We start from the raw sequence: 14058 nt of genomic DNA, 5'->3' as shown, positions 1-14058 counted from the left end.
TGGAATCCGTAACCTCTCAGTAGACTAATCCACAGAATATACTTCTTCAGGGATCGAACGGTTATATACGTCTTTCATCACAGGTGATAACGGAGGATACTGACTTTTAGATTTGCCATCCAGATTGGTCATCTCATTGATTTCCATAACTTTTGTGGGTTTCGCCGTAGAACATCCCACTACACCCAGTAGTAACACTAGGCAAACGCCGACTTCCCATTTCACAATTTTAGACATTAAAAAAGCTCCTTTCACCGCAGCTGCAGTTATACTCACTACAGCTTTGACGATTCAGGAGCTTTATAAACAATAGGAGCTATTCATTCCAGTTGCCCTCTTAGAGATTGACGTTTCCAACCAAATGGACTAAATACATCATCCCAACCAGAAAGCCTGCTAAAACAAAATAAGCTGTCCCATATTTCCAACGTGTACTGGCTGGTACATCGTAATACTTATCATTATCATGGACTGTATAGCTGATGTCACAATGCATTTTTAAATGAAGACCATTCTCTAACGTTACTTGCTCCAGCTGCGAAATTCTTACCTTTTCAATAATACATTGCTGTGGCAGTGTAGCTTTGCCATAATAATTCAGCTGATCCCATCTCACCACAACATACTGCTGTCTCTCTAGATCACTGTAGGTGGTAAAAGGTAAATCCCGGCGATGCTCAGCTCCTGGAATCATGTAACCCGCTCTCTCAAGGGCTCCACTGGAATTAAGAAACCCTTAGTCACAGACTGCGGCCGGTTGTTGTTACGTCTTTTCACAAATTTGTTATACAGATCGTAAGCAAACATTGCCCAGATGATAAAGAACAAAATCGAACGCAAGTAAACGATTATAGCTAAGCCACCGACCAGACCCACAAGCCACAGCCAGCGCGTAACCGCGGTAGCGATACGTCCACCGTCTAGCGGATGGATTGGCAGCAGGTTAATCAAATTAAGCAAAAAGCCTATATAAGCCAGGGAATAAAGAAGCGGACTATCCATATAATATGCCGCTCCAAAAACAGCAGTAGACCCAATAGTACCCAGAATCGGTCCGCCAAAAGCTACATACGCTTCTGTCTTCGCATCCAGCGGATGTTTTTTCATAGTAATTAACGCGCCTAAAAAAGGAATAAATAGCGGAGCGCTGACGGGTAGCCCGATGCGCTTAGCGGCTATAACATGTCCCAATTCATGAACAAGCAAAAGCAGGACGATACCTATGGCAAACCCCCACGGATAAATTAAAGCATATGCCCCTATCGAAACCATCATGGAAATTAACGGCCCGGCAATTTTACCTATTTTCAGCAGAGACAAAATCGCCTTTCCTTTTAACAGGAGCATAGCGGCTCCGCCTCCCAACCATTTCAGCGGAGTAGAAGTATTCTTTTTCTGCTCATTTTGCATTTGCGGCAAGATCACAAGCTCCTTTATCTTTCAATTTTAAAAAAACTGCTAGTATTTCAACAAAGAGTCCTTCCGAATGTATACGATGCAACTTTTAGAAACGTTTCAGCGTCAAACCAACTATCTTGGATAAATTTTACTGCCAGATAAAGAAAGGGTTGGTTCATATGCTCTCTTTTCACTCCAAAGCTTGATTATCCGTCTTAATGCTCTCAACACTTCTACTCCCTGCCACCGTGTCAGCAAACTCTTCATTAACTGTATCGGAGTCGCCTGCGCTCGCCCAAGCTTCCTTTGCTAATACTTCGCAAGTATACTACCAATTTGGCGTTCCAGGCGGAAACATTGGCGGACCTGCGCTGCTCAAAAATGGTGTAATCTACGTAGATGTTCGGGGGATCGCTGAGCAAGCTGGCTTAAAAATGGACTGGGATAAATCCGGCAAACGTGCTCTGTTCAAAGGCTGGACTAAAAGTTTTGCTGTTCGAATCGGGAGTCAAACTGGCGTGCTTGACGGGAAAGCGGTAGATCTAGGAGGAATACCTTTTAAATCCAAAGAAGATGGGATATATGTGCCGGCGCGTTTTATCGTTAAGGCTTTCGAAGGCAGTCATCTCCGTCTGGACTCCACAACGAATACACTTTTAGCGGATAATCTGAAGACCTACAATGTTTTTACAGAATCCTATGGAGGGCGTACCTATACGCTGGTCAAGGCTAATGGTGATTTATATGTCTCACAAGGCAAGGATACGGTGATAAAACTCACTTCACTCCAAACAAACTTTGACTGGGCAGGCATGAAGATCGAGAAAACGGCGGGGGGGGCTGCTAGTCATTAAGATTATTGATTCCTATGGAGAGCCTCATATTAATACACGCGAAATCACACTCATATTCAAAAATGGTGCATTACTACGCAAGGCCACATTCGCTTACCAGTTCAGAGGAGATACGGATTTCAAACCTTATGATGGCAACCTAATCTTGCATGATGGTAATACCTTACGTTTCATCCAAGACGGCACGGGCAATGTAATAGATACTCTTGATCTTGTAAAGCTGGGTGGCGAGGAAGATGCTTACTATGTAGAAGGCATTGATAAAGAAATCTTACTGCTTCGTGGAAATCAGAATGGATTGCTTACCTTAATCGACCGCCAAACAGGCGAGCGAACCCTTTTGTATAAGGAGCTACTCACAGCAAAGGATCAGGAATACGCGGAAAATAACGATGTTCCTTTTAAAGGAGATACTTTGAAATTCGTAAAGCGGAGCGGTGACAAATTGTATTTTATAAATGACTCCCCGCTTACTGGCAAAAAAGAAGTTATCTACTCCATTGAAGCTCATTCCAATAACTCCAAGAATAATACTGATTAGAAAGTACAGCACAAGCATGTGTATTGATTAAAGAACTAATCGAATCCTCCTCAGTGATTATCCCTGAAAATTAACCTTCCTACATATAGGCAAACGCCGTGAACGTTGTAGGCTAAGGACCATAGACTGTTATCAGGATTGAAACATTCGAGGAGGATATCCATGGAATCAAATACAAATTTTCATCAACAGGTCGCTTGGAATTGCATGAATAAATATGTAGGTATAGTAACGACTGATGGTCAATCCTTTGACGGCTTCATCGCTCACGTGGACCAGAACTATATCACCCTTGCGGTTCCCAGCAACGAAATGGTCGATCGTATGAACGGAATGGCTGCTGAGCAATCGAACTATAGACAATTCGGGTTCCAGCCCGGTTTTTACCCAAGACGCCGCTTCTATCCACGCCGTATCCCTTTTTTCGGAATAAGCAGTCTATTTCTACTCCCGTTTTTTATCTGACTCGGTGCAGGGGGATGATGGGTCATCCCCTTTCTAGCTATTAACTACTTAGTCGGAGGAGATAAGAGAAAACACCACTCTACATCTATATTGATTATAAAAAAGAATTGCCATCCTACTCTCTCATATGGTATTATAAATTTCGTCGCAGGACGGTAGCTCAGCGGGAGAGCACTATCTTGACAGGGTAGGGGTCATGGGTTCGAACCCCATCCGTCCTATACGTGAAAGCCTTGATATTCAAGGCTTTTTTTGTTTTCTATTCACTTATCATTCTATTGAAATCCTTCATGATACGAATTTGATACGAATCGTTATTTGCTTTTCATATCAGTTCGCTAGGTCCTCCGGGAAAATATCATCACTTCTACCCTCTAGCCAATTCCTAAATACCGCTTTACTGATATATAATTCCCTTCCTGCTTTTGCAACATGAAATGTGCGTCCCCTAAAAACTCATATAACTTAGCTTGACTCAATTTCATTATTTCCTTTACATGCTTTGGGCGGAGTGTCATCGGGAAGCTTTGCCTATATCTTCTGATCCGTGATGTAATCATATTCGGTTATTATATATCTTTCTTTAATCAAAAATGATTCCATTCGTGGAAGCCTATTTACAATCCTTTCAATTCTCTCCCAGTACTCCTTACGTGCTGCTAAACTATCAACATTGTGTATGGCAATATTCGCGGTCTGGTCCGAAGTTGTTCCCGTGTCGCTTCTCGGAGTAGTTGACCATGCTGCTGTCGTGGCTGCTTCGCGTTCCTCAAAAGTTAGGAATTTATTCTCTCGATACTTATCAAAAGCCGCTTCAACCGCAGCTTGCGTCCGTTCTCTATCTATCTCTGGCAGGAAGCTTTGTTGCACCGGGCAATCCCCCCCTTTGTTAAGAATCCCCCGACCGAAGCCGGGGAGTATACCATCTTAGAACGGTAGATCATCGTCACCTTCAGGTATCGGCGGACCGTTTTCACCAGCGGCAGCGATCACCTCAATGGTTAGTTGATCCTTGTCTTCCAATTCAATCGTACCTTCTGGATTAACCTTTCCTCGTACGCCTTCTCTTGACTCCTCACGATCCTCTTCATCGTCATCACCTCGGAACTCTTCAATGCTCATTTGAGATTCAGCGATTTCCAAGATTACATCTGATCCTGCCTTCCGATAGAATTCATAGGAGTTTTCAGAGGATGTATCACCCTTTACGTGGAACTATAAAAGTTCCTTTTTGGAATCCTTCGTTTGCTTATTGAAATGTGCTGCTATCTGAACTTTCATTTATAATTACTCCTCTCAAATTTGGGTTTTATGAAAAAATAATGTCTGCAGCTAGTGCGATAATTGAAGCAACACATATTGCTGCCATGTGCATGCCACGTTGCTTGTAAAGAATAGATTCTTTGTCAGCTGCTGAAATAAAAGATAGGATAGCGATAAAAGCAAAAAATAATTTCAATCCACGTTGACGTCAGTTCCTCCCTCAATCCGTGATATATTAAATAAGAGGTGAATTTTATGAACGGTAAGAAAGTTATCACTATTCTTTTATCCATCTCTTTACTGGGTGTCATTGCTTACTTCGGAATAGCTTATGGATTACTATGGTATATCTTTAATGGGTAAGAAATGAAGATTATCCATCCCCTTTATAAGTTCAGTACAGCCAAACTATCTCTTATATCCTCCTTGTGGGAGAGAGTCTTTTTTTTGAAATTTGTTATAATTAAATAAAAACTTTTAATGAGGTGTTATCTTGCAATATTTTTTTTTAATACCGTTGGCATTTGTTTTGGCAATTCCCTTGGTTTTACTGTTAAAAGGTGATTATGGAACCAAAAACAAGGTTTCAGATAAAACTACTAGCATAGAGAAAAAATTAGACAGAATAATAGAATTACTTGAAAAAGATAAGGATGCATAAGCATTTTTATCTTTTTTCATGTCGCAATATGTATCTACTACTTCATAACCTTTGTGAGAGGAGGGCTATTAACCCTCTCTGTCCATGTATCTTCGTACTGTGAGTATCCGATTTTGAATCTGTTATGAGCCGATTTCAAGCGAGACGAACTGATAAAATAACTCAACTCACTGGGACACTCCCAGCGTATTACGCCATCTTTGATATCTTGATATACAAAGGTAAGGATACGGAGTTTGTACATCTGGAGTCCCGGCTACAAGCAAAAGTAAGAATGAGGAACTGGACCAAATCTGGCATGCTTCGAAGCCCAGTATTTACAGAGTTTATCGTATAAGCACTAATAGACCCTTCAGGCATAAGCTTGACAGGTTATTTTATGTTTGTTCTGAATCTAAATCGCTACGGGACAAACGTGGCAACTCATAATTTCTAACAACACCTAGCCTCTAAAATTGGTCCCTTTTTTTATTAAAGAATTGGTAAAGGCAGGAGTAGACTCAATTGGTGTACTGGGACCAACTGGAAACTATGCGCATCTTAGTAGAGGGGAGCGTTTGCGTGTCCTTGAGCTTGCTGTTAGTTCTGCTGAAGGGATTCCCGTGATGACAAGCATAAGAGCGATTCGAACTTCAGAAGTACTTCGATTAGCGGAAGATGTACAACAAGCTGGGGCAAGTGCAGTACTCTTGGCTCCTATCTCCTATCAGGCACTAACAGATGAAGAGGTGTTTTTTCTATACGAGCATGTGACAAGTTCACTCTCCATTCCACTTTGTGTTTATGATAATCCCGTCACTTCACATTTCCATTTCAGTGATGAGCTGCACAGCAAAATTGCTAGGTTACCTAATGTTTGTTCCATTAAGATTCCCGTCATACCGTCAGAATCTGATAAAGCCAAGTTACGTGTAGAAAAACTCAGAGCTGTCATTCCACTCCATGTTACGTTTGGAATAAGCGGGAATCCATCCGCATATCTAGGCTTGAGTGCAGGTTGTGACTTATGGTACTCAGTGCTAGGTGGTTTATTTCCGAGGTTATGTCTAGATATCACAAGAATGACTCAAAGTGGCCATTTAGAAGAAGCACAACACCTTTCAAAATTACTAGAACCGATCTGGAAGTTATTCAATAGCTACGGTAGCCTTCGAGTGATTTCAGCAGCTGCTGAAATAATTGGCTTAATTAAAAGTCCTAGTCTTCCCTTGCCTTTACAACCATTAAACAAATCCGTTAGGAATCACCTGAATATCATTCTAAAGGAATTAAAGTTTACTGTATAAACTTAATATAATTCATTGGGAAGTATATATGCTGCTCTATAACACTGGTAAGGATCGTTAGTTTTCATCAATATAACAAATACCCCATCAACCTTAAGTGATTGACGGGGTATTTGTTATAGACATGCTTATGCCAAAATCACGCTTAAAATATTACAACATTGTCAATTGTCAACTATTTTGCGTTCATTAACAATGAAGTGGGTATTTTATGAATATAATCATCTTATGCAAGGGGGCTTTAATATGAATCTCACACTGATTTTTCACGCAATTGAAACAGAATTACAACTACAAATACATTTAGTCAGTGGAGAGACATATGTTGGTTTTTGTCAGGAGAGCGACTCTTCAGGTTACTTCACAATAAGAACTAAGAGTGGTTTATTTTCTTTTCCTTCTTGGGCGATCAAACGGATTAAAGAAGTGTGATATCGTAGGTTATTTAATGCATGCTCTAAATTCAAATCACTCCCAAACAAAATGAGATCCAGCTAGTTTAATAGATCCGGTGTATCCCCCTCTACAATCCCACCATAATCCATAAGATGACCTATTGGATCTTGTTCCAAACGAAACCAATCCAAGTATGAGTATCCATAGAGTTGCTGGATTCCCCACAATAAAGTATGTCTCTCTGTATTGAAAATCTTTATTGTTCATCAGTACAAAAACTGCTTGTTCTCCGAACTATCTATTTCTTCGCAACCAATCGTTCTTCTGCTTTAAAGTCCTTCTTAATAACTTTATTGTTGTTCATGTAATTATCCCACGAATCATACTTACAATTAGGTGAAAAGTTATGACTAATCACATCGATGTAAATACGACACTAAGTAAACACTTCCCGCTTCTGGCACATTTTTATTGTAAAGACACTTCTTGCATTGTAGCTGTGGCTCTTGAAGAAGAACGTGGACAAAATTGAGATTAACTCCTGACTGTCCTTGGTGAAAGGGGAAGTATCCGATCTTTTTACAACTCCATAACAACTATCCTCCTAATTCTATAATAACTTGGTGTTAAGATGTATAAAGATTCATCATCTTAGATCCCAATGGAGGTAATCCGATTGAACAAGAAAAAGCGGTTCGCTACATTAGTTGTTATCCTGTTTTCAGCTGGTGTGCTTGCAGCCAGTGCTCTGATCGTCCCCAGCCTGATGAATTCCGTAGTTTTCGCCAAGAACAGTTCGTCAATTCAGGGCAGTAACCGGCTGGCTTTGAGCGAAAGCACGATACCCGTGCTAAAGGTGGAGGCGCCGGCGCCGGTATCCACCATACAACAAGACCTGTATCAACAGATGACAGCGGCGCAAATCCAGCAAATCTATGACTTTATAGACAAGGCAGAAGATCCCCATATTTCAGGTCGGGAACAAACCGAATCCGAAATCAACCGCAGACAAGTGTTGGACGATAAGTATGTGTATGACGGCCTCCGCCCCAAGCAGCAGCTGCCGTTAAAGGCTGGACAAGCAGATATGTATCTAGATTTAGAAACCAATACGTACACCTACCCGGAGAGGAGTATGACTGATGAGGAACTGTTACAGCTGATTGACTGGTACTACCGGCTGAATTACTTCGTGTCAAAACGAAATCCGCCTGTGCCTCAGCTTCAGCCTCAGAAAATCAGCCAGGTTGAAGCTGAGGCACTAGCCTCTGACAGTGTGCGCAAGCTGTTCGATGCCGACGTGTCCAAGCTAAAAATATCGAGAATGCTGATTGAGCTGGGAATAAACAAACGTCCAACCTGGACAGTTCATTTTGCTCCTTACAAGAATCTTACCCTGCTCGGATCAGGCGAGGTATTCTGGGAATATGATGTGTTGATTAATGCAACAACCGGTGCCGTAGAGGATACGACAGCCATTAATTTGGCACTGAAGAGAACTCCCATCGACGACGACGCAGCCGGCACCATCCAGAAGGATGCCAGTTGGATTCATAAAGCCGTGCAGGTCATCACGGACAAACAGGGAGAAACAAGAACCATTGTCAAAGCTTATCTAACCGACACCGAGTTTAACAACAAACGCGGAATGGTGGATGTTAAACTGTTGTTGGAAGATGGAAGTAGCTATATCGCGGAGTTCCGCTATCCCGATCAGACCCTTCGTTGCCTAATCTATGAAGCTTCTGACAAAGCCAATTAAGCGGAAACGTTACAGAAATACAGCAGTCGGGGCACCGCCGCCACACTGACTTTTTCAAGACCAGTTATTAATGTAATTGTGAGTATTGCACGAACACCAGATGGTTCTGGTTCAGGTTGATCTGCCTTCTGAGGGGTAGCTGATGCTTCGTTTGAAACTTAACTTTCCATTATTATTCAATGTAGTAACTACATAAAAATTGGTCTTACCGTTAGAAACTGATATATCTAAAAACCTATCTTATTACCAAGAAGCACAGTAGATGAAATATACAACATTAAAGGTTCTGTCTCTAAGAGCAGTATCTGTCGATATGGTGCAGAGGTTACATTTAAAGATGAGATCGGATATCCATATGAGTATGGTGTCTGTAAAACAACCTTTCTGTGATGCTTTAAAGTAATTAATATTTATAACTGTCAAATCATTTCATGTGTAGGTATGACTATTGTGCTACACTTCATTCGTATGTTCGAAGGTTCCACCATTTGTAAAATCTAGTGGCCCAAGAATTTCCTACTGTGCATCAAATCTCAGTCGAATGAATAGTACTCAGCAGCCTGATTCTTGTAAATATTACCATTTGATTATAAAATCAAACAAAGGCGGTGTTAACAATGAGATTAGTACTATTCATGTTGGCTGGAGTAGGCGCGATTTTCTATCTCTCATTAGGAATCATCATTGTAAAGGTAATCCTTACAAGTAAATTACCAAATAATAATTACACTCCATTTGACTACATCACGGCCCAATCTCCTGTTGAATTTCACGATGAGAAAAAAGAGATAGAAGAAAATGCGGACCATGGTGATGATAAGGATAAAAACATCATTTCGTTATCAAAACGACGACCTTCTCTTCCCTGATGCGCAATAGGCTGCTACTTCTTCATAACCTTTGGGAGAGGATTGCTGTAACCTCCTCTATCCCTTAATGTCATGTATCTTCGTACTACGTTTCACTCAATCATTTTTTGTTAAACTAAATTTAGATTTTGGTAATTTGTTTAGAGAGGAATTAATGATATGAAAATATCTATCCAAACATTCTTAATCACCATGTCTTTGGTATTTGGAATTATCATCGTACAAAAAGGCCTTCAATTAATTTTTTCATCTTCAGTACTTATTAGATCACTAAATGTTGTAATGATTATTATTCTTTCTGGTTGTATTGGCGCTTTTATAAGAACATTACTTCTGCCAAAAGAGAAATAGGCTGCATTACCGCTAGATAGCATCTATACTTCGCAATATACGTCTACTTCGTCATAACCTTTGGAGGGATACTCCTACTCCTTTAATGATCTGTATCTTCGTACTGTGACATAAAAAAACTCTTACGTTATAATAGTGTTGAATTAAATATTGAAGGGACTGAACTATGCGCAGATATCGATATCTTAACCCCAAAATAAATAGATAATGGAGGTAATATATTGATTACAGAAATACAAACCAAAAGACTAAAATTAAGAAAAATGAAATTATCTGACTCTGCTAGTTTGTTTAACATTTGGTCTGATCCTGAGGTTACAAAGTTTATGAATATCAATAGTTTCACTGATGAAAGCCAAGCAGTAGAAATGATTAAAATTCTTAATAACCTGTCTTTGGAAAGCAAAGCTATTCGTTATTCCATAATCGAGTTAGAATCAAATCGCATAATTGGTTCCTGCGGTTATAATTCTATAGATTCTTCAAACGCTAAAGCAGAGATTGGATACGATATTAGTAAAGATTATTGGGGCAAGGGATATGCTCCTGAGGCCATTCAATCTCTGATGGATTATGCGTTCAACACTTTAAATTTCAACAGGATAGAAGCAAAAGTCGAACCCGAAAACAATAATTCCATAAGAGTTTTGCAAAAGTTAAACTATACATTCGAAGGAACAATGAGAAAGTGCGAAATGTCCAAAGGAAAGTTTATTGATTTAAGCATTTTCTCAAAATTAGTAACAGAGTAACTTTTAATGGGTGGGCCTACATTTTTATGGTGTAGGCCTTTTATTTACTTCACGTTGCTCAACTAAATGCGTACTGTGTATTAAGTAGAGCAACTGTTGTCACATCTTCCAAACGTAGAGGGCTAGACAGACTCTCCTAGCCTCTTTTTTTGAAACCAGTAAATTAACACCTCTTTACCGAAAAGATAGCTAGATAAAATCTCGACACAGCCGATTCCGGATCGAGCTTAACCGCCTTCTGCCAGCAGCTCTGAGCTTCTGTTTACAGATATTCAAATTAGGTATTTATTGATAATATTTATTCCTTAAGGAGGTGGACGCACTGTTAATGATCTTTGATAAGTTATTTAATATTTCCAAGGTTGCTGCATATGCAACAATTGCGATGTACACATTCTTCCAGTTTGTACTCACAAAACATAATACGGTAAATGATTTAATCAATAGCAACCTTTTAGTTTATGTCGTAGCTGCTGCTATTCTTGAAGCATTACATAATCTATATGACTTTTTATGTGGTCATCTAGAGCGGTAATTCTACTACTACCAAACCTCACCAGCCCAGCGTTCCGTTTCCGTTACTTCAATACCTCGACGAAAATAACTCGGAAATACGGGAGCGCGACCGCATGGGTCGCGGGCTCTCCCAAACTGACGATATGTTCGCTAGACAGTTGATTTCCACCGATCGCCTCACTTTCTTTTAATAAACTTTGGCCATACGCAGTACGTGTCAGTGCCATCGGGCCAAAGCTTACCCAGGCACACATCATGGCGCAACAATGGATAGATTTACTTTATTGGTCCCTATTAATCATCTATTTTTTATATGAAGCACTTAATTGACCATCTATTGATTACATTGTATAATACAGGTATATTATGTAAAATAAAGGCAGGTGAGGCTGTTGGATGGAAATATCGATTTAGATTTAGATATAAATCTTCTAGATCTTGATCCAGCCGTAAAAGTTCTTAAAATGATATATTCTTTTGAAAGCTGGCCCAATCTTCTAAAACTAGCAGATACCTTTTTCAACCGAATAACTCAAATTTATAATAATTACACACACAATAATGAACTGGAACTAAAACACCAACGACCTTTAATTTATTATTATGGATACAGCTTGCTTATGTTGGGACTAGCCCACAAAGAAATTGAAAATTATGATAAAGCTCGAACTTACATTAAAGCTTATAGCGATTTGAGTTGGTTCAAGGGATTAGATGCTGAAGGATTAAATGAGGTAGCCTATTATAAGTACATATCAGAACCAAATCTTTTAGAAGTAGAAGTGCTTTCTGGAAATATTCAATTCATAGATCGCTATGTTTCGTTCCTTTTATCCAACTCTAAAGAAGTTCTACCAGGACTAATAACTTTGTTAAAGGCAGCTACTAATTTTGATTTAAACATTGAATCTCATTTAGCTCTTTTCTCTAATAGAATTTCAAAATTTGAGGATACCGCTGCTGATGAAATTATAATAAATTCCTACCAAGAAACTTTTTTTATTAATATGATCAGATATAAAACAAAAATTCAAGATTATAATACAGCTATCAAATATAGCATGAAATTATTAGATTCTGCAGAGGTCACAAACTCTGATAAAATCTTTAAACAAGCAGTAGTATACTTCGAATCATTACGTTCATGTGCTGATGCTACTCAGATTAAAGATTTTGAAGAGAAAATAATAAATTTCAAAGAAAGGGTTGAGTCTCTGTGAAAAAATTTGCCGTCTCTTTATTGTTGGTCCTCACTATCGTCAGCATTGCGCCAGCACTGCCAAGTACCTCACCAGTGGTCTTATTCCACGGAGCAGAACATTAATATCAGAAGTACAGCGCGGGTTAGGAGATTGCTCCTAACCTGTTTTTTATTAAGTGAATTATGTAGTTATTGCAATAACATCCTCCATCTTGAACCAATCCCACTCATCCTCCGACCAGCGGAGTTTAATTCCCTGTTGTTTATCCAGTTTCATCACGATACCTCGTTTTAATATATTCTCCATGGGATCAAACAGAGTGAGTGTAATCGGGCTGTGCTCTTCCATAGAACGATATAACAATTTTTCAAAGCGCTCTATCTCCTGTAGATCTAGAGTGGGTTTTTCACGACGTTCCTGCTCATTATTGTCATCTATAATCCGGTTTTTATGTTCGGGCAATATCATTCTGCTACACTCCCATACGTTCTCTAATTTTTTCATCATGAAGTTGCCCTCCTAATAATCCGTCCAGTAATTCGTTTTGCTACCATCTATCCCCCACTGGAGCTCTTGTGGCTCTGACTTTTTCTTTTTAAACCTAGGGTCAATCCTTTCCCAGCCTTCAATAATTCGGGCGCTCTCTGGTGGAGTGTGCGGGGTCCATTCTATATATTTTTCGTTAACTAATTCCCTAAGCCCACTAATGATCTTACTTGGTGTCCGTCCACTCTTGATTTCTAACTCCTGTAAAGTTGGCATATGAGCATGATGCACGGCAGAGTGGCGCATGATCATTAGTAGCTTTCGGGCGGTGTCACTAAGCATGTCGCTTCATTTGCACAGGCTGCCAAGCAAGAATATTAGCCTCCAGAAATACGCGCGGAGCTCCGGTTGATAAGCAAGTTGCGCGAATATATTCTCCACGAATCCCTTTCACTTCAATTTTACGTTGAGATATCTTACCTGATTTATCTTGGTACACTATTTCAATGGTTTGACCGATTCTTATTTGCATAATTACTCACCTTCCAAGGATAAGAACATTTGTTTGTATTATAACCAAACGTACGTTCGTTAATCAATGTAAAAATATCCCGCCAGGCATGAATTATTACATACAAAGTCATCGCTCAGGTTTATAATTTGTTTTATAAGCATTTATTGCATTTCCGCAAACAAACTAAGGAGTATGAGTGTTTTTTATATGTTATAGGGGGAAACGAATATTAGGACCGATGACTGAGGTTGAAGCTATGCGTGAATGGTTTACTCTCTCCGGTACAGTGAAGGAGATTTATATTATTGAGGTAGATGAGAACGATAAGGTAAGACGCCAGATCGGACCCACAAAGAAGAAAAAGAAATAAATATAAAGGAAAATAACGTAAAAAAGCCCCACCGACCCATTAAGGTTGACGAGGTTGTTTTTAATTTTCAAAAAGGAAACTGAGTAAGCGAGACTATTAACAGTACAATCCCAACAATCGAGGATAGCACAGCCATTTTATCTTTAGTTTTCAAATACAATGCCGCTCCATTAAATATTAAAGCTCCGCACATCCCCAGCATAGTCCAAGAGATTATCACTTGATCCTGACCGCGGAAAAATGTGATTCCCAGAATGATTGTTGCTGCACTGAATAAAATACCGCACACCCTTAGTACTTTCAGCAAAATGTTCACCTCCGAAAAATAAAACACGCTAATCTAATATATTGGTTCCGTCATAAATTAAAATT

21 protein-coding genes, 1 tRNA gene and 1 pseudogene are annotated in these 14058 nt (G+C 39.5%); 14 read left to right on the top strand and 9 right to left on the bottom strand.

The annotated features are described in order from the left end of the window. Window positions 1–24: 24 nt before the first annotated feature. On the bottom strand, window positions 25–237 hold the full coding sequence (locus tag NSS82_RS13695; RefSeq protein WP_036686109.1) for a hypothetical protein: 213 nt from the start codon (window positions 235–237) through the stop codon (window positions 25–27). Window positions 238–337: 100 nt separating this feature from the next. Continuing rightward, window positions 338–1410 (bottom strand): annotated as a pseudogene (locus NSS82_RS13690) (site-2 protease family protein). Between the two features lie 236 nt (window positions 1411–1646). Here NSS82_RS13690 and NSS82_RS13685 point away from each other — a divergent pair. From NSS82_RS13685 to NSS82_RS13670, 4 genes are all read left to right on the top strand, one after another. After that, window positions 1647–2252: a stalk domain-containing protein gene (locus NSS82_RS13685; protein ID WP_178944257.1), complete on the top strand. Its 606-nt coding sequence runs from the start codon at window positions 1647–1649 to the stop codon at window positions 2250–2252. A 145-nt stretch (window positions 2253–2397) separates the two neighbouring features. After that, complete coding sequence (locus NSS82_RS13680; RefSeq protein WP_076104779.1) at window positions 2398–2793, top strand: hypothetical protein; 396 nt, start codon at window positions 2398–2400, stop codon at window positions 2791–2793. A gap of 162 nt (window positions 2794–2955) precedes the next feature. Then, window positions 2956–3258 carry a phosphatidylinositol kinase gene (locus tag NSS82_RS13675; RefSeq protein WP_076104778.1) on the top strand — a complete coding sequence of 101 codons (303 nt, stop codon included), beginning with the start codon at window positions 2956–2958 and terminating at the stop codon, window positions 3256–3258. 149 nt (window positions 3259–3407) lie between these two features. Further along, window positions 3408–3479, top strand: a tRNA-Val gene (locus tag NSS82_RS13670). Between the two features lie 310 nt (window positions 3480–3789). Here the strand turns inward: NSS82_RS13670 and NSS82_RS13665 are convergent. The 3 genes from NSS82_RS13665 to NSS82_RS13655 all read right to left on the bottom strand — a co-directional run bounded on the left by NSS82_RS13665 (window position 3790) and on the right by NSS82_RS13655 (window position 4717). Then, complete coding sequence (locus NSS82_RS13665) at window positions 3790–4128, bottom strand: ArpU family phage packaging/lysis transcriptional regulator (RefSeq protein ID WP_076104777.1); 339 nt, start codon at window positions 4126–4128, stop codon at window positions 3790–3792. A gap of 57 nt (window positions 4129–4185) precedes the next feature. Next, window positions 4186–4380 (bottom strand): hypothetical protein, encoded by a 195-nt coding sequence (locus NSS82_RS13660; RefSeq protein ID WP_143759042.1) that lies wholly within the window; start codon window positions 4378–4380, stop codon window positions 4186–4188. Window positions 4381–4567: 187 nt separating this feature from the next. Then, entirely contained in the window at window positions 4568–4717 is a 150-nt protein-coding gene (locus NSS82_RS13655; RefSeq protein ID WP_178944282.1) for a hypothetical protein, read from the bottom strand. Window positions 4718–5014: 297 nt separating this feature from the next. Here NSS82_RS13655 and NSS82_RS13650 point away from each other — a divergent pair, with 297 nt between their 5' ends. The 9 genes from NSS82_RS13650 to NSS82_RS13610 all read left to right on the top strand — a co-directional run bounded on the left by NSS82_RS13650 (window position 5015) and on the right by NSS82_RS13610 (window position 12334). Further along, window positions 5015–5182 carry a hypothetical protein gene (locus tag NSS82_RS13650; protein WP_254924592.1) on the top strand — a complete coding sequence of 56 codons (168 nt, stop codon included), beginning with the start codon at window positions 5015–5017 and terminating at the stop codon, window positions 5180–5182. Between the two features lie 479 nt (window positions 5183–5661). Beyond that, window positions 5662–6468 (top strand): dihydrodipicolinate synthase family protein, encoded by an 807-nt coding sequence (locus NSS82_RS13645; protein WP_445668225.1) that lies wholly within the window; start codon window positions 5662–5664, stop codon window positions 6466–6468. A 246-nt stretch (window positions 6469–6714) separates the two neighbouring features. Beyond that, on the top strand, window positions 6715–6900 hold the full coding sequence (locus NSS82_RS13640) for a hypothetical protein (protein ID WP_038570197.1): 186 nt from the start codon (window positions 6715–6717) through the stop codon (window positions 6898–6900). Window positions 6901–7270: 370 nt separating this feature from the next. Beyond that, on the top strand, window positions 7271–7396 hold the full coding sequence (locus NSS82_RS13635; protein WP_256715481.1) for a hypothetical protein: 126 nt from the start codon (window positions 7271–7273) through the stop codon (window positions 7394–7396). Between the two features lie 144 nt (window positions 7397–7540). Further along, the gene (locus NSS82_RS13630; protein ID WP_256715480.1) at window positions 7541–8626 is read left to right on the top strand and encodes a hypothetical protein; all 1086 of its coding nucleotides are present in this window, start codon (window positions 7541–7543) and stop codon (window positions 8624–8626) included. Window positions 8627–9243: 617 nt separating this feature from the next. Beyond that, entirely contained in the window at window positions 9244–9495 is a 252-nt protein-coding gene (locus NSS82_RS13625) for a hypothetical protein (RefSeq protein WP_076104774.1), read from the top strand. A 572-nt stretch (window positions 9496–10067) separates the two neighbouring features. Further along, window positions 10068–10598, top strand: a complete 531-nt coding sequence (locus NSS82_RS13620; protein ID WP_036686017.1) for a GNAT family N-acetyltransferase — start codon at window positions 10068–10070, stop codon at window positions 10596–10598. 313 nt (window positions 10599–10911) lie between these two features. Further along, entirely contained in the window at window positions 10912–11133 is a 222-nt protein-coding gene (locus NSS82_RS13615; protein ID WP_141240305.1) for a hypothetical protein, read from the top strand. A 373-nt stretch (window positions 11134–11506) separates the two neighbouring features. Next, complete coding sequence (locus NSS82_RS13610; RefSeq protein ID WP_038570183.1) at window positions 11507–12334, top strand: hypothetical protein; 828 nt, start codon at window positions 11507–11509, stop codon at window positions 12332–12334. A 162-nt stretch (window positions 12335–12496) separates the two neighbouring features. On the opposite strand, the gene NSS82_RS13605 is transcribed toward NSS82_RS13610, so the two are convergent. Genes NSS82_RS13605 through NSS82_RS13595 form a run of 3 tightly spaced genes read right to left on the bottom strand, consistent with a single transcriptional unit; the run spans window position 12497 to window position 13334 of the window. Then, a complete protein-coding gene (locus tag NSS82_RS13605) occupies window positions 12497–12823 on the bottom strand; it encodes a YolD-like family protein (RefSeq protein ID WP_036686011.1) in 327 nt (108 codons plus the stop codon). A gap of 12 nt (window positions 12824–12835) precedes the next feature. After that, a complete protein-coding gene (locus NSS82_RS13600; RefSeq protein ID WP_143766873.1) occupies window positions 12836–13114 on the bottom strand; it encodes a hypothetical protein in 279 nt (92 codons plus the stop codon). Between the two features lie 22 nt (window positions 13115–13136). Next, complete coding sequence (locus NSS82_RS13595; protein ID WP_370510578.1) at window positions 13137–13334, bottom strand: hypothetical protein; 198 nt, start codon at window positions 13332–13334, stop codon at window positions 13137–13139. A 220-nt stretch (window positions 13335–13554) separates the two neighbouring features. Here NSS82_RS13595 and NSS82_RS13590 point away from each other — a divergent pair, with 220 nt between their 5' ends. Continuing rightward, window positions 13555–13686, top strand: coding sequence for a hypothetical protein (locus NSS82_RS13590; RefSeq protein WP_256717407.1), 132 nt, complete (start codon window positions 13555–13557; stop codon window positions 13684–13686). 67 nt (window positions 13687–13753) lie between these two features. On the opposite strand, the gene NSS82_RS13585 is transcribed toward NSS82_RS13590, so the two are convergent. Continuing rightward, the gene (locus tag NSS82_RS13585) at window positions 13754–13993 is read right to left on the bottom strand and encodes a hypothetical protein (RefSeq protein ID WP_036686008.1); all 240 of its coding nucleotides are present in this window, start codon (window positions 13991–13993) and stop codon (window positions 13754–13756) included. Between the last annotated feature and the right edge of the window lie 65 nt (window positions 13994–14058).

The sequence above is a fragment of the Paenibacillus sp. FSL H7-0735 genome (assembly GCF_038008505.1).
Lineage (GTDB): Bacteria > Bacillota > Bacilli > Paenibacillales > Paenibacillaceae > Paenibacillus_AQ > Paenibacillus_AQ odorifer.
This window is presented reverse-complemented; position numbering and strand designations above follow the sequence as displayed.